This window comes from Bacteroides rodentium JCM 16496 (assembly GCF_000614125.1).
GTDB lineage: Bacteria > Bacteroidota > Bacteroidia > Bacteroidales > Bacteroidaceae > Bacteroides > Bacteroides rodentium.
In genome coordinates this window covers 18,988-38,639 of record NZ_BAKJ01000044.1, presented here as the reverse complement: position 1 = coordinate 38,639, position 19,652 = coordinate 18,988, and the positions used below count along the sequence as shown (strand labels likewise).

The window sequence follows — 19,652 nt, the reverse complement described above, 5'->3', positions numbered from 1 at the left end:
GTTTCCCTATAGCGAACAAAGTGTTTCCCTTAATAGAACAAGTTGTTTCATTATGGCGAACACTTTGTTTTCCTTAACAGAACATTTCGTTTCATCATATGAAAACAGACTGTTTGTCCTTATTGGAACAAACTGTTTCTCCATACTTGAACAAAGTGTTCATCGCTGTGAACTAACAAACTAACTATAATACTATAGTAGATGATATGCGCGTGGCACTTGGTAATATGTGCTTGCAGATGAAATAAAAGAATCTATATAAATAGCCTCCTCTTTATTGTTCAGAACAGCTTGGGGCGTTTGTTATTGAACCGATAGCCGATACCCAACATCAGATAATTGGGCTCATGAAATTCCCGGAGGTTATATCCTATATGGAGATACGAATTGCGTGTTACGTCTATTTTCAAGGCAAGAATCTGATAGAAAGACTTCATGTCACCGCCGCCGTGCAGAACATTGGCGCCCAGACCGATACCTACTGTGAAGTAAGGCATGACAAATTCTCCGCGGGCAGATAAGCCAATGCCATCTGCTTCTTGGCGGGCGGAGTGTAGAAGCCGTTCTCTTCTTCGTACGATTCTTTCATGTTCGCACTGTGGTCGTATACGCCGTCCAGCGCCACACCGGCACGGAATTTATAGCCGAAGTTGTACATGGGTGCAAAGCTGAAACCGAATACGTTGTAAGTGCCGGGTGCGGGTACCTGGCCACTACTGCCCTCATGATTCACTGCTTTCTTTCGCCAGGAGCCGAACAAAGTCAGGTCGTAGCTGACGTGGCGGGGGAATGGAGGAACGATAGGGCGTTGCATGATTGGGCGAGCTCATCCGCTCTGCGGTTAAAGTTATATACCAGTCCCACTTTGCAGTCCACCGTGTTCAGACCGGAGTTGGGATATTGGGTATTTCCGTTGGAAAAGTGGCTTCCGGTAGCTCCTATCATCAGGTCGAACTTGGGGGAGAGCGCCCACTTTAAGTAGAGGTTTACATTGAGATAGGCATTCACTTTCGAGCCGATAATCTGGTTCTCCGGGTTGTCATATTCATCGTAGGGTTTCCAGCCGAACGATGCGCCGAAGTTCCATTCATAGTTCAAGGATATGCGGGGGCTGAATTGGGCGATGCGTCCCCCTTGAAACAGATAGACCGCCAGCGGGTTGCCCAGCTCTTCCGGATTGCCGAAGTTGAAATAGCCGACTCCAATCCCTTGATAGGCTCCTATATAAGCCTGGTCGGCAACGGTGTGGGGACGGAGCTGGAAGGAGTATTTCAGATGGCCGGCATAGGCATTTTTCATGGCCTTGTTTTGGTGGTTGGAGTACTCCAGAAAAGGGTTGGTCTGAAAAATATAGCCAGCACGCCCTTCTACGCCTAATCTATGGATGAAGCGCTGTGAGAAAGGGAGTGTATCCCGTTTGTATTCCGAATGACTATCGGATGTCCATTGTTGGGCGTATATTGTATCAGACAAGAAAAGTACCGCTCCTAAGAAAGCCAGTATTTTCCATATCTGCATTCTATTTTTCATATGCCGTGTCGGTCTTTCTTGTTTATAAATGTTCCAAGTGAAGTTTAATTTCGTGCAAATATAGTTCTTTTCTCCTTTTGGTATTCACAATGAGACAACTATTTGTAAAAAGAGGGGGTAAAACTGAAATCGTCAATAGAATGGCCGACTTCGGTTTTACCCCCTCTTTATTCATTCACCCGGATGATGTCTTATGATTCGGATGCTGGGTGGCGAGTATTATTTCCGGTCGTTCTCCCGGATTTCCACACGGCGGATTTTCCCGCTGATGGTTTTGGGGAGCTCATCAACAAATTCTATGACACGCGGGTATTTGTAGGGAGCCGTCACTTTCTTTACATGGTTCTGCAACTCCTTGACAAGCTCTTCTCCGGCGCGTGCCTTGTACTCTTTTGCCAACACAATCGTAGCTTTTACCACTTGGCCGCGGATTTCATCGGGCACACCGGTAATGGCACATTCCACTACGGCTGGGTGGGTCATCAATGCACTTTCCACTTCGAACGGGCCGATGCGGTAGCCGCTACTTTTGATAACGTCGTCGGCGCGGCCCACGAACCAGAGGTAGCCGTCTTCGTCCTTCCAGCTACGTCGCCCGTATAGTAGATGCCGTTGTGCCATGCCTCGCGGGTGCGGTTGGCATCGCGGTAGTATTCCTTGAACAATCCCAGCGGTTTGCCTTTGTCGGTACGGATTACAATCTGTCCCTGTTCACCGGCTTCCACGGAACGTCCTTCGTAGTCTATCAGGTCTACGTCGTATTGCGGATTGGGCAATCCCATGCTGCCAGGTTTCGGTTCCATCCACGGCATGGTGGCAACGGTAAGGGTTGTTTCGGTCTGTCCGAAGCCTTCCATCAGCTTGATGCCCGTCAGCTTCTTGAAGGTCTCGAATACAGCGGGGTTCAATGCTTCTCCGGCGATGGTGCAGTATTCCAGACTGGATAGGTCGTACTTCGTGAGGTCTTCGTGAATGAGGAATCGGAAGATAGTGGGCGGTGCACAAAGCGACGTGACGTGATAATCTTGTATCTTCTCCAGTATGGCTGCGGGAGTGAATTTCTCGTGGTCGTATACAAATACGTTGGCGCCGGCAATCCATTGTCCGTAGAGCTTGCCCCACACGGCTTTTCCCCAACCGGTGTCGGCAATGGTGAGGTGTAGGCTGCTCTCTTTCAGGTTGTGCCAGAAGCTGCCGGTGACGATATGTCCCAACGGATAGGTGAAGTCGTGCGCCACCATCTTGGGTTCTCCGGTAGTACCGCTGGTAAAGTACATCAGGGAGATGTCATCGTTCGTGTTCGGATGTTCCGGTTTCACGAAAGGGGCGGCGGCCTCGATACCTTTGTGGAAGTTTTCGAATCCTTCGGGAGTTTCCGGCCCGACGCTTACCAGACGTTTCACGGAAGGAGACTCCGGCATGGCTGCCGTGATATGGTCGGTGATGACGCTTTCGCCGGCGCAGACTATCATTTTGATGTCTGCGGCGTTGCAACGGTATACGATGTCTTTCTTCGTCAGCAGGTGGGTGGCGGGAATCACCACTGCGCCGAGTTTGTGCAGTGCCACAATGCTGAACCAGAATTCGTAACGGCGTTTCAGTATCAGCATCACCATGTCTCCACGGCCGATGCCGAGGCTTTGGAAATAGGAAGCCGTCATGTCTGTGTACCGTTTCATGTCGGCAAAGGTAAACTGCCGGCATTCGCCCTGGTCATTGGTCCACAACAGTGCAGGTTTGTCGGGCTGCTCGGCTGCCCAGGCATCCACAACGTCGTAGCCGAAGTTGAAATTTTCCGGTACGTTTATCTTCAGGTTCTTGATGAAGTCCTCCTGTGAGGTGAAGGATGTTTGAGATAAAAATCTTTCTACCATAACTTTATTACATGATTACTGCCAGGAATTTCACTGTCTTTCCGTCAAGCGCCTTCATGCCGTGCGGCAGTTTGGAGTTGAAGTACAGACTGTCTCCTTCGTTTAAGATTAAGTCTTTGCCGTCGATGCTGACCATCATACGGCCTTCCAGTACGAGGTTGAACTCTTGACCGGCATGGCTGTTGTAATGTATCGGCTCGCTGTCCGGTTTCGGTTCTACGGTCACGATGAACGGGTCTGCCGTGCGGTTGATGAAACCGGCTGCCAGCGATTGGTATTTATATGCCTTGGTACGTTCTATACTGGTTCCTTTTCCGGCACGTGTCAGGAAGTAGGAACTCATTTTGGGCTCTTGCCCAAACATCAGTGCGTCCAGTGATATGCCGTAGTGCCGTGCTATCTTCTGCAGCATGCTGACCGAGATGTCGAATTCTCCGGTTTCGGCAAGGCGGTACTCTTCTGCAGAGATGTCGCAGTCGCGGGCGATATCGTCGGCAGTCAGTTCCAATACGTCACGCAGTCCGCGCAGGCGTTCGGCTATTTGTCTGATTTGTTCGTCCATAATTATATTTGTTTTAAATAGGTTGTTATTGAAATACACCGTTACGCCGCAGGGCATTGGCATATTGGCACATCAAATACTCGCTTTGATGGCTTTAATCACAGTGGAGGTGAATCCTTCGTGCTCCAGTTCGTTGATTCCCTTGATGGTAATTCCTCCGGGAGTACACACCTTGTCAATCTCGACACTGGGATGTGTGTCACTGTTCAGAATCAGCTCGGCTGCTCCCTTCACGGACTGTGCCACCATGCGCATGCCGTCTTTGGGGTAGATACCCATTTCAATGCCGGCTTGCATGGCTGCCTGGATGTACTTCAGCACATAGGCGATGCCGCAGGAAGTCATGGCGGTGGTTGCCGCAATCTTTTCCTCGGGAATGAGCATGGCAAGTCCCATCTGGTTGAAAATGTCCAGCATCAGCTGCTCCTGCTCCTTGGTGGCATTGCGGCTGGCGATGAGTGTCATACTTTCCATTTCGCTGATGGCTGTATTGGGAATAAGGCGGAACATGGTCATTTCCTTGTCCGCTACATAGTGTGTCAGTTCTTCGAAGGGAATACCGGCTGCAACGGAGATAAGAATCTGTGTGCCTCTCAGTTTCAATTCCTTTACCACAAGTTTCATCAGCCATGGCTTCACGGCAAAGATTATCATATCTGCACCGGTCACTGCTTCCTGATTGTCGTTAGTCACTTGCAAAGCGGGGAATTCTGCCTTCAGTTTGTCCAGCTTGTCCTGGGTGGGGTTGGAGACAATGATGTCACCGGCAGGGATGATTGTTCCTTTTGCCAGCCCGCGGGCGATGGAGCCTCCCATATTTCCGGCACCGATAATTGCTATTTTCATATCTTCTTGTTGTTAAAAGAGTTGTCTGTTGGCAAAGGTAGATAAATTAAAGAACTTTCTTGAAGCGTTTCAAGAATTCCTTTGCTTCGTCCATGCTGAGGCACAGAGGCGGCAGCAGGCGGAGCACATGCGTACCGCTTACGCCGGTGAATACGTGTTGTTCTTTCAGCAGTCTTAGACGCAGTTCCTTGATGGGGGCTTCAAATTCCAGCCCTATCATCAGTCCTCGTCCGCGAACGTCCTTGATTTGCGGGAACTTTCTCAGTTCTGTCATCAGGAAGTCACCGACTTGCGCTGCATTTTCTATCAGTTTTTCCTGCTCTATGACGTCCAGCACGGCAAGGGCGGCACTGCAAGCTAGGTGGTTTCCACCGAAAGTGGTTCCAAGTTGTCCGTATACCGGTGTAAACATCGGGCTGATGAGTACGCCTGCCATCGGGAAACCATTGCCGATGCCTTTTGCCACGGTGATGATGTCGGCTTTGATGTCGTTGTACTGATGGGCGAAGAACTTGCCGCTGCGTCCGTAGCCGCTTTGGATTTCATCGAGAATCAAGACCGTGCCCGTTTCCGTACAAGTCTGGCGGAGAGCCTGCATGAATTCGTCTGTCGGCAGTTGGATGCCGCCTACACCTTGTATGCCTTCGATAATCACTGCGCAGACATCTCCTTTGGACAATTCGGCCTTCATGGCTTCGATGTCGTTCAACGGGAGGTAGGTGACGTGCCCGCAGTTGTTGATGGGAGCGATGATTTTAGGATTGTTCGTTACTTCCACCGCCAGTGAGGTACGTCCGTGGAATGCTTTTGAGAAGGATATCACACGGGTACGGTCGTTGTAGAAAGAGGCGAGTTTCAAGGCGTTCTCATTGGCTTCGGCACCGCTGTTGATGAGGAAGAATGAGTAGTCGTCATAGCCACAGACTTTTCCCAAACGCTCTGCCACTTGCTGTTGCAGCTTGTTAATTACTGAGTTTGAGTAGAATCCAACGTGGCAACTTGGTTACTCACCATCTCTACATAATGTGGATGTGCATGTCCGATTGAGATAACGGCATGGCCGCCGTAGAGGTCGAGGTATTCGGTACCGTTCTCGTCCCATACATGGCAGCCTTTTCCTTTGACGATGTTGATGTCAAAGAGAGGGTATACGTCGAATAAATTCATAATTTTCAGCCTCTCCCCGACCCCTCCCCGTAGAGGGGAGGTTTGAGGATACTATGGGGTTATGTATATTTATACTATCTTAATTTCCCCTCCCTACGGGGGAGGGGTTAAGGGAGAGGCTTTTAGAAAGCGCTTGGTTTCAGCTTGAGTCCTACGGTCTCTTCCAGGTTAAACATTAAATTCATGTTATGGACAGCTTGTCCGCTGGCACCTTTCAGGAGGTTATCGATGCAGGAAATGATGAGCAGCTTGTCGCCGTGCTTCTCCAGATGGATGAGGCACTTGTTGGTGTTTACCACTTGCTTCAGGTCGATATTTTTCTCCACGATGTGGGTAAAGGAATCTTTGGCGTAGTATTCTTCGTACATGCGGACGATTTCTTCCAAGGCCACTTTGGTCTTCACCACAATGGTGGTGAAGATGCCGCGCGGGAAGTCACCACGGTAGGGGATGAAGTCAATGTCCGCATCAAAGCTGTTCTGCAGCTGTTTGAGCGATTGCTTGATTTCGGGTACATGCTGGTGCTCGAAAGCTTTGTAGACACTCATGTTGTTGTTGCGCCAGCTGAAGTGGCTCGTGGCACCCGGTTTTACGCCGGCGCCGGTACTTCCGGTAATGGCGTTCACCATGATATCATCGTTCAGCATCAGATGTTTGGCAAGCGGTAGCAGACCCAGCTGTATGCAGGTGGCAAAGCAGCCAGGATTGGCTACGTGCTTCGCTTTGCAGGTGGCACGGCGGTTCAGCTCCGGCAGGCCGTAGATGAAGTCGTGTTCGGGCGAAGCGATACGGTAGTCCATAGAGAGGTCGATGATTTTCAACTCTTCGGGTACATTGTGGCTTTCGAGGAACTTTTTCGTGTCGCCATGTGCCGTGCAGAAAAAGAGTACATCGATTTCTTCCAGCGGGAGCTGGTCGGTGAACACCAAGTCTGTCTCGCCATACAGCCCTTCGTGTACGTCGGTGATTTTGTTGCCGGCGTTGCTCGAGCTGTTTATGAAAACTATTTCCGCTTCCGGATGGTTGAGCAGCAAACGTATCAGTTCGCCTGCCGTATATCCGGCTCCGCCGATGATTCCTACTTTAATCATATGCCCTCCTTCTCGTCTTTATGGTTGGAATAATAAGCGCGCAGTGCCGTAGAGGTTACTTTGATGAAACCTTTGGCATCTTCTGCCGTCCATCCCTTCTGCATTTCGCCGTATTCGCCGAACTTGTTTTTCACAAGGTCGTCCTTGCTTTCTACACCTACGGTAGAGAAGCAGAGTGGGTGAAGCTCGAGGATAGCCGTACCGTTTACGTTGCGTTGTGAAGATTCCAGCATGGCTTCGATGTCACGCATTACCGGTTCCAGATATTGGCTTTCGTGCAGGAACATGCCGTACCAGTTGGCTACCTGGTCCTTCCAGTATTGCTGCCATTTGCTCAAGGTATATTTCTCCAGGAACTTGTGTGCACCGATAATCAGCATAGGTGCGGCGGCTTCGAAACCTACGCGGCCTTTGATACCGATAATCGTATCGCCTACGTGCATGTCGCGACCGATACCGTATGCTGCACCAATCTCCTCCACCTTTTGGATGGCTTTTATGGGGTCGTCGAACGTCTCGTCGTTCACGGCTTTCAGTTCCCCCTTCTCAAAAGTGAGGCGCAACTGCTCGCTGCCCTCTTTGGTGCAGTGTTTCAGGTAGGCGCTTTCGGGCAATCCTTGTGCGGAATCCAGAATCTCGCCACCGCAGATGGAGGTACCCCATAGACCTACGTTATAGGAGTATTTCAGTTTGGTGAAGTCGGCGGCAAAGCCGTGCTCATTCAGGTAGTCAATCTCTTCCTGACGGCTCAGTGCCATGTCGCGTGTCAGCGTAATGATTTCCACGCCCGGACCATGACGAGGAAAGTCATGTCGAAGCGAATCTGGTCGTTACCCGCACCCGTAGAACCGTGGGCGATGGCGTCGGCGCCGATTTCGTTGGCATAGCGTGCAATGGCCAGTGCCTGGAAGATACGTTCGGAACTTACGGAGATGGGGTAGGTACCGTTACGCAGTACGTTTCCGAATACCATGTATCTCAGGCTTTTTTCATAGTACTCCTGCGTCACGTCAATGGTGACGTATTCTTTGGCACCCAGCTTGTAGGCATTCTCCTCGTTAGTCTTCAACTGTTCGGGGCTGAAACCGCCGGTATTGGCACAAGCTGCATATACTTCGTATCCTTTTTCTTTGGCAAGATACATGACCGTGAATGAGGTATCCAAACCGCCGCTGAATGCGACTACCACTTTTTTCTTCTTTTCCATATCCTTATATTTTTATATTTTATCTTCTTCGTGCAGCTTCGGGTCGTAAAGCATTGCTGTGCAGATGCAGAATTTACGGTTCTTGGCTACCAATATATCATGATTGATACAGCCTTCGCAACCTTTCCAGAAGGATTCGTCATCGGTCAGTTCGTTGAAGGTGACGGGCACATATCCCAGCTCGGTATTCATTTTCATGACGGCAGCTCCACTGGTGAGACTGAAAACTTTGGCATTGGGCCAGCGTAGGCGTGCCAGGCGGAAAGAGGCGGTCTTGATACGTTTTGCCAGCCCCAGTCCCCGATATTTGGGGTGTACTATCAGACCGGAGGTTGCTACATATTGCTTGTTGCCCCAGCTCTCTATGTAGGTGAAACCGGCAAAATCGTCTCCACACAAGGCTATGATGGCCTTTCCTTCTTTCATCTTAGTAGCTACGTATTCGTGTGTGCGTTCTGCGATGCCCGTTCCGCGTACCTTGGCAGCTTCCCGGATGGTATCCAAAATCTTGTCCACGTAAACTTCATGTGAGGCGTCAGCCACCATCACATCAATTTGTTTCGAATCCATTTCTTATTTAATTTCTTGTTTTTTGTTGTTATCTATCATTTAATGTTCGGGATGATTTGCGATAGGAAGCTGCGTACCTCGTCATGTGACGCCGCTTCGTGCACCACCAGCATGATGGTGTCATCTCCGGCAATGGTACCCAGAATGGCGGGACACTCCCGGTTGTCGATGTCGTAGGCCATGCTGCTTGCATATCCGGGCCGGGTACGGATGACGGCAATATTGCCCGAAAATTGAAGTGAAACGAATCCGCTTGTCATCAACATCTCACTTGCACTCTGGTCGTTCGAACGTTTATACATGATGTTGTTGGGCAGCACATATACGTATTTACCGTTCATGTTCGCTGCTTTCGCTACTTTCAGCTGTTTCAAGTCGCGTGACAAGGTGGCTTGTGTCAGTTCAAAGCCTTCCTTGCTCAAAGCTTGCAACAGTTCTTCCTGAGAACTGACGTCTTTGCTTGAGATAATCATCTTGATGGCGTCTAACCGATTGGCTTTTTTCTTCATTTTATGTATAATTATTCTAAGAGTGGCGCAAAATTAGGGAATATTTCGGAAAGAATATGCAAAAAGAAGAGTTTTTTTATTCTTTTTATACATAGGTATATTATATATGTTGTTCTTGTTCTCTTTGTAGCAGCCTTGTTTATCTGTTCTTTCACGTTATTGGGGATTGTTTCTGTATGTATTTGATAAATGTTGATATAATATAGAAGAATAGATATGCAATTGTCAAATCTGATACCCTTTCAATCAAAAACTGTATAAAAAGTAGGGGGATAATCTCCTATTTTTGTATCGTTGAATAGCAACTAAAACTAATTACCATGAAACAATGCTTTTTTGCGGTCGACTTGGGGGCTACCAGTGGTCGCACAATTCTGGGAACTTTTACTTCGAATGGTTTGGAAATGGAAGAAGTAAACCGTTTCCCAAATCATCTGATTGAAGCTGGCAGACATTTTTACTGGGATATTTATGAACTTTACCGTCATATTATTGAAGGGCTGAGAATTGCTGCCCGTAAAGGTGTAGAAATAACTTCCATCGGTATCGACACTTGGGGAGTAGATTTTGTCTGTGTAGGTAAGGACGGGGGATTTCTTCGCCAGCCGTATTCCTATCGTGACCCTCATACGGTGGGTGCTCCGGAAGCGTTCTTCACACGTATACCTCGTAGCCATGTGTATGGATGGACGGGGATTCAGGTGATGAATTTCAACTCCTTGTTCCAACTTGATACATTACGCCGTAATCATGACAGTGCATTGGCAGCTGCAGATAAATTGCTGTTTATGCCTGATGCTTTGAGCTATATGTTGACCGGTCAGATGGTAACGGAGTATACTATTGCCAGTACGGCACAGTTGGTAAATGCCAATACCCGCAGGTTGGAGGATGCCTTGCTGCAGGAGATTGGACTGACACAAGCTCACTTCGGGCGTTTTGTCCATCCCGGTGAAAAAATAGGGGGATTGACGGAGGAAGTACAACGAATAACCGGACTTGGTGCTGTCCCCGTGATAGCTGTTGCCGGGCATGATACAGCTTCTGCAGTTGCTGCCGTACCTGCCATGGACCGTAATTTTGCTTATCTGAGTAGTGGTACTTGGTCTCTGATGGGAGTGGAGACGGAGGCTCCAGTCATTACTGCTGAAACAGAATCCTTGAATTTTACGAATGAAGGCGGTGTGGAAGGAACCATTCGCTTGTTAAAGAATATTTGTGGCATGTGGCTGCTTGAACGTTGCCGTACCGAATGGGGGGAAACTTCTTATTCCGAACTCATCGCCGAGGCTGGCGCTTGCGAACCATTCCGTAGTCTAATTAATCCGGATGATGCTTTGTTTGCCAATCCGGCGAATATGGAGCAAGCCATCAAGACTTATTGTTCCGATTATCGTCAGCCTATTCCCATGACACATGGACAGATAGTACGCTGTATCTTTGAGAGTCTTGCTTTGAGATACCGTCAGGTGCTGGATAGCCTGCGAAATCTTTCACCACGTCCGGTGGAGGCTTTACATGTTATCGGTGGCGGTAGCCGTAACGAACTGCTTAACCAGTGGACAGCCAATGCTGTCGGTATCCCCGTGATTGCCGGACCTTCCGAAGCTACTGCTATCGGTAACGTTATGGTTCAGGCATTGGCTGCCGGAGCAGCTAGAGACATTGCTTCCATGAGACAGCTCATCAACCGTTCCATACCATTAAAGACTTTCTATCCGCAGGATATGGAGGATTGGAATACCGCCTACCTGCACTTCAAGCAATTGACGATGACTAATTATAATGGATAATGATTACCAATAACTTATAACTCATAATCAAATCACGTATCATGAAAGAAGAATTGATAAACAAAGCGTATGAAGTTGCTAAAGAGCGTTACGCGGCTCTCGGATTGGATGTAGAAAAAGTAATGGAGCAACTTCAGAAAGTGTCCATCTCCATGCATTGTTGGCAGGCCGATGATGTTCAGGGATTCGAATCTGCCGGCTCATTGACCGGTGGTATCCAGACTACAGGAAACTATCCCGGTAAAGCCCGTAATATGGAAGAACTGCGTTCCGATATTTTGAAAGCCGCTTCTTATATCCCTGGTAGGCACCGTTTGAATTTGCATGAGATTTACGGTGACTTTGGCGGTACCTTTGTAGACCGCGATCAAGTAGAGGTGAAACATTTTGAAAGCTGGATGCAATGGGCAGCCGAAAATAGTATAAAATTAGATTTTAATTCCACTTCTTTCTCTCATCCGAAGAGCGGTAATCTTTCTTTGGCCAATCCGGACCAAGGTATCCGTGACTTTTGGGTCGAACATACTAAACGTTGTCGTGCCATTGCCGAAGAAATGGGGCGCCGCCAGGGAGATCCCTGTATCATGAATCTTTGGGTGCATGATGGTAGCAAGGATATCACTGTAAACCGTATGAAGTATCGTGCGCTGTTCAAAGATTCTCTCGACCGTATTTTTGCTACGGAATACAAGCATATGAAGGACTGCCTTGAATCGAAGGTGTTTGGCATAGGTTTAGAGAGCTATACAGTAGGCTCCAATGAATTCTGTATGGGCTATAGTGTGCAGCATCAGAAACTCATTACCATTGATACCGGGCACTTCCATCCTACGGAAAGTGCTGCAGACAAGGTGTCTTCCATGTTGCTCTTTGTCCCTGAGCTGATGCTCCACGTTAGCCGTCCGGTACGCTGGGATTCTGACCATGTAACTATCATGGATGACCCCACACTTGAGCTTTTCCAGGAAATTGTCCGTTGCGATGCACTGGACCGTGTACACATAGGTCTTGACTATTTCGATGCTTCCATCAACCGTATCGGTGCTTATGTAATCGGTACCCGTGCGGCGCAGAAATGCATGTTGCGTGCGTTATTGGAACCATTGGCAAAGCTTCGCGAATATGAGGCCACCGGTCAAGGTTTCCAGCGCCTTGCTTTGCTCGAAGAGGCTAAGGCTTTGCCTTGGAACGCTGTTTGGGACATGTTCTGTCTGAAAAACAATGTTCCGGTAGGTGAGGAGTTCATCGCTGAAATAGAGAAGTACGAAGCTAATGTAACCTCTAAAAGAGGATAGGAAACCCTTGTAACTGACAGAAATGGAAATAATATTAGGGTTATTGATTATTGCCATCGGAGCATTCTGCCAATCCAGCTGCTATGTGCCCATTAACCGTATCAAGGAGTGGAGCTGGGAGTCGTATTGGATTGTACAAGGTGTTTTCGCTTGGCTGGTTTTTCCGTTCTTGGGCGCATTGCTGGCAGTACCTGCCGGCAATGCGCTGTTCGAGGTTTATGCAAACAATCCTGCGGATACGCTTTGGACCATGTTCTTCGGAGCTTTATGGGGAGTGGGGGGACTGACGTTTGGTTTGTCTATGCGCTATTTGGGCGTAGCTCTTGGGCAGTCCATCGCTTTGGGTACTTGTGCCGGATTGGGAACGATATTGACTCCGGTATTTACTGGTAAGGCAGGAGATTTGACAACATCGGTAATTGTTGGTGTAGTAGTCACGTTGGTGGGTATTGGCATTATCGGTCTGGCCGGTAGCATGAAGTCTGCCAGCCTGAGCGAAGAAGAGAAGAAGAAGGCCGTAAAGGATTTCAATTTTACTAAAGGTATTATTGTAGCCCTTCTTGCCGGATTTATGAGCGCATGTTTCAGTATAGGATTGGGTTTTGGAGAGAAACTCTGTTTTGCTGAAAGTGCGGATATATTCAAGACACTGCCTGCTACATTGATGGTGACACTGGGTGGTTTCATTACGAATGCCGTCTATTGTTTCTATCAGAATTTCAGGAACAAAAGTTGGGGTGATTATGGCAAAAAATCCCTTTATGTAAACAATGTCTTGTTTTGTGCTTTGGCCGGTGTGTTGTGGTACAGCCAGTTCTTTGGTCTCAGCTTGGGTAAGGGATTCCTTGCTGCCTCTCCGGTATTGCTCACATTCTCGTGGTGCATCCTGATGTCGTTGAACGTAACGTTCTCCAATGTTTGGGGTATCCTTTTGAAGGAATGGAAAGGGTGTACCCCCAAGACAATTACAGTGCTGGTCATAGGCTTGGCAGTCTTGATAATTTCTTCTTTCCTGCCACAGTTGCTGGGATAAGTTTAAATGCCTATCTTTGAATATAAAACTAAAATATATCTGCATATATGAAATCAATTCTAGAAAATCGTCCGGCGCTGGCTGCGGAAGTTAATAAGGTGGCTGAGGTGGCTGGTTATCTCTGGCAGAAAGGTTGGGCAGAGCGTAATGGGGGAAATATTACGGTCAACATCACTGAGTTTGTAGACGATGAAATCAAGGCTATGCCCGCCATTAGTGAGGTGAAATCAATCGGTGCTACTTTACCTCATTTGAAAGACTGCTATTTTTATTGCAAAGGTACCAACAAGCGTATGCGCGATTTGGCCCGTTGGCCGATGGAGAACGGTTCCGTCATCCGCATTCTGGATGACTGTGCCAGCTATGTCATTATAGCCGACCAGTCTGTACAGCCTACATCGGAACTTCCTTCCCATCTTAGTGTACACAACAATCTGATAGCGAAAGGTTCTCCCTATAAAGCTTCGGTGCACACGCATCCTATTGAGCTGGTAGCCATGACCCACAACAAGAAGTTTCTGGAAAAAGATGTAGCTTCGAACCTGCTTTGGAGTATGATACCGGAAACAAAGGCTTTCTGTCCCCGCGGTTTGGGCATCATCCCTTATCAACTTCCCAGTTCGGTAGAATTGGCTGAGGCTACCATCCGCGAACTGGATGACTATGATGTAGTGATGTGGGAGAAACATGGTGTGTTTGCTGTGGATGTGGATGTGATGGCTGCTTTCGACCAGGTGGATGTACTCAATAAATCCGCCCTTATTTATATCGCTGCCAAAAATATGGGTTTTGAACCGGATGGTATGAGCCAGCTTCAGATGAAGGAAATGTCCGTAGCGTTTAATTTGCCTAAATAATTGTTTTAGAGCCTGTCTGAATTTATCTCTGCATTCATATCCCCTTCTTAGAGGTATGCACAGTCTTCATTTTGTTCTGTTTTTCGGTTTTCTGCCTGCCTGCCCCCTATTTTCCCCCTATCTGCTCCGTGTGTATAGAGAGGAACCAGATAGGGAGCTGGCAGGGACCAGGTAGGGAGCAGGTAGGGAAATGTTCTGTTTGTCGTTTTTTTCATATCACTTAATTCCGACAACGGTTTTTTTAAGAGGAAAATTTAAACAGGCTTTAAGATAAGCGCTATTTTAGGTTACATGTCTATTCCCGTCCGTGATGAATAATATTCGCTGCGGACGGGATTTTTCATAAATAATCTCTATTTTTGTTCCTGAGCTATTATGGAAGGCACGTGTTATGACTAAAAATTATAATGATTTGGGAGTAGAGTTTAAGTACCTTATTGTAAATGACATGGACCAGAAATATGGTCTTTGGGTAAATACTGTGGGCTTTCAGTCTATTCAGCCTAATTCTCCTTATCCGTTGAAGGATCATCCTACCGGTTATTTTTTCAATGCACAGAAAGGACGGATTCTGCGCGAGTACCAGTTGGTCTATATTACTAAAGGGAGGGGGGTGTTCTCCTCGGAGACCACACCGGAGAAGCAAGTGTGCAAAGGACGGCTGATGGTGCTGTTTCCCGGTCAGTGGCATACGTATCATCCTTATGTGCAGACGGGTTGGAATGAATATTATATCGGTTTCGAGGGAGCTGTGATTGATGATATGGTAAAAGGTGGTTTTCTGTCGAAAGAGAATCAGGTACTGGAGGTGGGGTTGCATGAAGAGCTCGTTTCACTTTTCTCCCGCGCTTTGGAAATTGCGGAAGCTGATAAGATTTCTTCCCAGCAATATCTTGCCGGTATTGTGTTACACATGATAGGGATGATATTGTCCATCTCTAAAAACAAGATTTTCGAAGTGGGTGATATCGATCAGAAAATAGAGCAGGCTAAAATCATCATGAACGAGAATGTATTCAAGGATGTTGACCCGGAAGAACTGGCAATGAAGTTGAATATCAGTTATTCCTGGTTTCGCAAAGTATTCAAGGATTATACCGGCTATGCTCCTGCAAAATATTTCCAAGAGCTAAAGTTGCGTAAGGCCAAGCAATTGCTGGTGGGTACTTCCCTGTCTGTGAAAGAAATCTCTTTTATGCTCGACTATAAATCTACCGAGCATTTCTTCTCCTCGTTTAAGAAACGTACGGGGTTCACTCCATTGGAATATCGCTCTTATGGTAGGGAAACCGGAAGAGAGGAGGAATAAAACAAAAAAGACCGCCAAGAGTGGAAGCCTCCTAACAGTCTAAATCTTACTTTGTAGCGGGACCCGGGATTGAACCGGGGACCTCATGATTATGAATCATGCGCTCTAACCAGCTGAGCTATCCCGCCATCATTTCTCGATTGCGGGTGCAAAGATATAGCTTTTATTTAAATTGCCAAAACTTTTATGGATATTTTCTGCTTTTTCTTTTGCTGATAGGGCACTGGAATGGTTTGCAATGCTTTTTATTGAAAGTCTTTGTATGGCATTATCAATGAATTAGGGGCGTATGGAAAGGAAGATATAAATAAATTTGATGATTTGTTTTCTGTAATTAGAAAAAAGTATTTATCTTGGCTGGCGCAATAAAAAGCAAAATAGACTATGGAAAGAAAGAAAATACATTTGGAATATCTCTTGAATGCGACTTCTAAAAGTATTCTTTGGGCAGCGATAAGTACCCCTACTGGTTTGGAGGGCTGGTTTGCTGATAGGGTTCAGTCGGACGATAAGACAGTAACCTTTTTTTGGGGAAAAACAGAAAAACGTGATGCCGAGATTATTGCCGTGCGGGCGTATTCATTCATCCGTTTTCGTTGGTTGGATGATGAGAACGAGCGTGAATACTTTGAACTGAAGATGACAAATAATGAACTGACCAATGATTTCGTGCTGGAGATAACAGACTTTGCCGATATGGACGAAGTGGGTGATTTGCGTGAATTATGGGAATCGCAAGTGGATACTTTGCGAAGAACTTGTGGTTTTTAGTTAACTTTAGATTAAAAATTTCCCGTACTCCCTTTTTTGTACTACTTTTGTGCTTTCATTGCATGAAACGAGTAAAATGCTGCGCATAAAAAAAGTTAGATATATTTGTTTTGAAGAGCTTTTGCATGCTCTTTATGGGTACTTTCTTCATCTGCCTCTTCATCTTTATGATGCAGTTTTTATGGAGGTATGTGGACGAAATGGTAGGAAAAGGATTGGAGATGACTGTCCTTGCACAGTTTTTCTTTTATTCTGCGCTTTCGTTGGTACCTGCGTCGTTGCCGCTGGCTATTCTGCTGGCTGCCCTTATCACCTTTGGAAATTTCGGAGAACGTTTTGAATTACTTGCCATGAAGGCAGCCGGTATTTCTTTATTGAAAATCATGCGGCCATTGATTATTTTTATTTGTTTCATTTGTTGTGTCTCTTTCTATTTCCAAAATGTCATAGGACCAAAAGCCCAAACAAAATTATGGACTTTGCTTATTTCCATGAAGCAGAAATCTCCCGAAGTGGATATTCCTGAAGGTGTGTTCTACGATGAAATAGATGGTTATAATCTGTATGTGAAGCATAAGAACCGCAAAACTGGTATGCTGTATGACGTACTGATATATAATTTTGAGAAAGGTTTTGAGAATGCTCAAATTATCAAGTCTGATTCGGGACGTCTGGAGATGACGGCTGACAAACAGCATTTATATTTGCATTTATACAGTGGCGAGCAGTTTGAGAATTTGAAATCGCAGAACATGAACCAAAGGAATGTGCCTTACCGGCGTGAGACATTCCGCGAAAAGCATGCAATCATTGAGTTCAATTCGGATTTCAATATGGTGGATGCAGGTATCATGAGTAATCAGTCCAACAGCAAGGATATGAGAATGCTGCAGGCGGATATTGATTCCATGAAATTGCAGAATGACAGTGTGGGGCGTGGTTATTATAAAGAAGCTATGGCAGGAGCTTATAAGGTGACAGCAGCTTGTCTAAAGAGGATACATTGAAGATTGAAAAGGCCTATTTAGGTGAGTACAATGTAGACAGCCTCTACAATGTGGCTACACTGATGCAGAAACAGAAGGTTATATCCACAGCCGTCAGCCGTGCAGAGAGTGCGGGGAGTGACTGGAGTTTTAAGAGCTTTAATATATCGCAGACTGAAAGCAGCCTTCGACGGCACATGACTTCCTGGCATGAGAAACTGACTCTTTCTCTGGCATGTCTTATCTTCTTCTTTATTGGTGCGCCACTCGGAGGAATTATCCGTAAAGGAGGCTTGGGAATGCCGGTGGTGGTTTCCGTATTGATTTTTATTATCTATTACATCATCAACAATACAGGGTATAAGATGGCCCGTGACGGACAGTGGGTTGTCTGGATGGGTATGTGGACCAGTACTGCTGTCTTGGCCCCATTGGGTGCGTTCCTGACATATAAATCCAACAATGATTCGGTGGTATTGAATGCTGATGCCTATATAAATTGGTTCAAGAAGGTTGTGGGCATTCGCAGTGTACGCCATCTGTTCCGTAAGGAAGTAATCATCCATGATCCTGATTATACACGTATTCCGGAAGAGCTGAAGGCTTTGTCCGTAGATTGTCGTGAATATGCTGATAGAAAGGGGTTGAAACGTGCTCCCAATTACTTTAAATTGTGGATGACTGATAGCCAGGATGAGGCAGTGGAAGATATTAACGAACGTTTGGAGAGTCTGATAGATGAGATGTCGAATACAAGATCCGTTACTTTGTTGACAGCGCTGAACACCTATCCGGTCATCCCCGTCCATGCGCATGTCCGTCCGTTCCGCAATTATTGGTTAAACTTGCTCTGCGGTATTGTTTTCCCGATAGGCTTGTTCTTTTATTTCCGTATCTGGGCATTCCGTATTCGTCTGAATAAGGATATGGAGCGGATTATCAAGACAAATGAAGATGTGATTGGAATCATAGAAAGAGATCAGAATAAATAAAAACAAAATAGATTATGGAAAATGTAAAGTTGAATACGATAGAAGAGGCCATTGAAGACTTCAAAGCCGGTAACTTTGTGATTGTTGTGGATGATGAGGACCGTGAGAATGAGGGTGACTTGATAATTGCAGCTGAGAAGATTACACCGGAGAAAGTAAACTTTATGTTGAAGCATGCCCGTGGTGTACTTTGTGCTCCAATTACAGTTTCGCGTTGCAAGGAACTGGATTTGCCGCATCAGGTATCGGATAATACTTCTGTGTTGGGTACTCCCTTCACGGTTACTATTGATAAATTGGAAGGCTGTAGCACCGGCGTTTCTGCGGCAGATCGCGCTGCTACTATCCAGGCGTTGGCCGATCCGGCTTCTACTCCGGCCACTTTCGGGCGTCCTGGCCACATTAATCCGTTGTATGCCCAGGAGAAAGGTGTGTTGCGCCGTGCTGGACATACGGAGGCTACTATTGATATGGCACGTTTAGCCGGACTTTATCCGGCGGGAGCCTTATGGAAATAATGAATGAGGATGGTACAATGGCCCGTTTGCCCGAATTGCGTAGAATGGCAGATGAATTTGGCTTGAAATTGATTTCTATCCGTGACTTGATTGCCTACCGTTTGAAGCAAGAGTCTATTGTAGAAAAAGGAGTGGAAGTGGATATGCCTACAGACCATGGTCATTTCCGTTTGATTCCTTTCCGCCAGAAATCGAACGGTTTGGAACATGTAGCTTTGTTCAAGGGTACTTGGGAGTTGGATGAACCGATTCTGGTGCGTGTACATTCTTCTTGTGCCACTGGTGATATATTCAATTCCAAACGCTGTGATTGTGGCGAGCAGCTGCATAAGGCTATGGAGATGATAGAGAAAGCCGGTAAGGGGGTAGTTGTATATCTGAATCAGGAAGGTCGCGGCATTGGCCTGATGGAAAAAATGAAAGCATATAAATTACAGGAAGAAGGCATGGATACCGTAGAAGCTAATATTTGCCTGGGACATCTGGCAGATGAGCGTGATTATGGTGTGGGTGCCCAGATTCTTCGTGAGATAGGAGTGCACAAAATGCGGCTGATGACCAATAATCCCGTGAAACGTGTGGGTTTGGAGGCTTACGGTTTGGAAATAACGGAGAACGTAGCTATTGAGACTACTCCGAATCCATACAACGAGCGTTACCTCCGTACCAAGAAGGAGCGTATGGGACATACACTTCATTTCAATAAGTAACTGTCTTTTTGTTTTCTTATATCAAAGAAAAT

11 protein-coding genes, 1 tRNA gene and 6 pseudogenes are annotated in these 19,652 nt (G+C 46.7%); 8 read left to right on the top strand and 10 right to left on the bottom strand.

The genetic code is table 11. From position 1 onward, the window contains the following. Nucleotides 1-281: 281 nt before the first annotated feature. From JCM16496_RS16495 to argR, 9 genes and pseudogenes are all read right to left on the bottom strand, one after another. Nucleotides 282-1,530 (bottom strand): annotated as a pseudogene (locus tag JCM16496_RS16495) (acyloxyacyl hydrolase). A 219-nt stretch (nt 1,531-1,749) separates the two neighbouring features. Further along, a pseudogene (locus JCM16496_RS16490) lies at nt 1,750-3,404 on the bottom strand (AMP-binding protein). A 7-nt stretch (nt 3,405-3,411) separates the two neighbouring features. Next, entirely contained in the window at nt 3,412-3,966 is a 555-nt protein-coding gene (locus tag JCM16496_RS16485) for a helix-turn-helix domain-containing protein (protein ID WP_016272528.1), read from the bottom strand. A 72-nt stretch (nt 3,967-4,038) separates the two neighbouring features. Beyond that, on the bottom strand, nt 4,039-4,812 hold the full coding sequence (gene proC / locus JCM16496_RS16480) for a pyrroline-5-carboxylate reductase (protein WP_025835655.1): 774 nt from the start codon (nt 4,810-4,812) through the stop codon (nt 4,039-4,041). 46 nt (nt 4,813-4,858) lie between these two features. Next, a pseudogene (locus JCM16496_RS16475) lies at nt 4,859-5,979 on the bottom strand (aspartate aminotransferase family protein). A 122-nt stretch (nt 5,980-6,101) separates the two neighbouring features. Then, entirely contained in the window at nt 6,102-7,070 is a 969-nt protein-coding gene (gene argC, locus JCM16496_RS16470) for an N-acetyl-gamma-glutamyl-phosphate reductase (protein WP_025835654.1), read from the bottom strand. After that, nucleotides 7,067-8,277, bottom strand: a pseudogene (locus JCM16496_RS16465) (argininosuccinate synthase). Before JCM16496_RS16465 ends, argC begins: the two are co-directional and overlap by 4 nt. A gap of 12 nt (nt 8,278-8,289) precedes the next feature. After that, nucleotides 8,290-8,847 (bottom strand): GNAT family N-acetyltransferase, encoded by a 558-nt coding sequence (locus JCM16496_RS16460; protein ID WP_005825115.1) that lies wholly within the window; start codon nt 8,845-8,847, stop codon nt 8,290-8,292. A 35-nt stretch (nt 8,848-8,882) separates the two neighbouring features. Further along, nucleotides 8,883-9,356, bottom strand: coding sequence for an arginine repressor (gene argR / locus JCM16496_RS16455; protein ID WP_005825113.1), 474 nt, complete (start codon nt 9,354-9,356; stop codon nt 8,883-8,885). A 320-nt stretch (nt 9,357-9,676) separates the two neighbouring features. On the opposite strand from argR, the gene rhaB reads away from it, so the two are divergent. From rhaB to JCM16496_RS16430, 5 genes are all read left to right on the top strand, one after another. Beyond that, nucleotides 9,677-11,149, top strand: a complete 1,473-nt coding sequence (rhaB, locus tag JCM16496_RS16450) for a rhamnulokinase (RefSeq protein ID WP_025835650.1) — start codon at nt 9,677-9,679, stop codon at nt 11,147-11,149. Nucleotides 11,150-11,190: 41 nt separating this feature from the next. Then, nucleotides 11,191-12,444, top strand: a complete 1,254-nt coding sequence (locus JCM16496_RS16445; protein WP_025835647.1) for an L-rhamnose isomerase — start codon at nt 11,191-11,193, stop codon at nt 12,442-12,444. A gap of 22 nt (nt 12,445-12,466) precedes the next feature. Continuing rightward, nucleotides 12,467-13,477: an L-rhamnose/proton symporter RhaT gene (locus JCM16496_RS16440; RefSeq protein WP_025835645.1), complete on the top strand. Its 1,011-nt coding sequence runs from the start codon at nt 12,467-12,469 to the stop codon at nt 13,475-13,477. A 47-nt stretch (nt 13,478-13,524) separates the two neighbouring features. Then, nucleotides 13,525-14,334: a rhamnulose-1-phosphate aldolase gene (gene rhaD / locus JCM16496_RS16435; protein ID WP_025835644.1), complete on the top strand. Its 810-nt coding sequence runs from the start codon at nt 13,525-13,527 to the stop codon at nt 14,332-14,334. Between the two features lie 391 nt (nt 14,335-14,725). Next, nucleotides 14,726-15,643, top strand: a complete 918-nt coding sequence (locus tag JCM16496_RS16430) for an AraC family transcriptional regulator (RefSeq protein WP_025835642.1) — start codon at nt 14,726-14,728, stop codon at nt 15,641-15,643. 54 nt (nt 15,644-15,697) lie between these two features. Here JCM16496_RS16430 and JCM16496_RS16425 read toward each other — a convergent pair. Then, nucleotides 15,698-15,771 (bottom strand) — tRNA-Met (locus JCM16496_RS16425). 256 nt (nt 15,772-16,027) lie between these two features. Here JCM16496_RS16425 and JCM16496_RS16420 point away from each other — a divergent pair. The 3 genes and pseudogenes from JCM16496_RS16420 (at nt 16,028) to JCM16496_RS16410 (ending at nt 19,620) form a co-directional block, all read left to right on the top strand. Next, nucleotides 16,028-16,414 carry an START-like domain-containing protein gene (locus tag JCM16496_RS16420; RefSeq protein ID WP_025835641.1) on the top strand — a complete coding sequence of 129 codons (387 nt, stop codon included), beginning with the start codon at nt 16,028-16,030 and terminating at the stop codon, nt 16,412-16,414. A gap of 125 nt (nt 16,415-16,539) precedes the next feature. Next, a pseudogene (locus tag JCM16496_RS16415) lies at nt 16,540-18,392 on the top strand (LptF/LptG family permease). A gap of 14 nt (nt 18,393-18,406) precedes the next feature. Further along, nucleotides 18,407-19,620 (top strand): annotated as a pseudogene (locus JCM16496_RS16410) (bifunctional 3,4-dihydroxy-2-butanone-4-phosphate synthase/GTP cyclohydrolase II). The last annotated feature ends 32 nt before the right edge of the window (nt 19,621-19,652 follow it).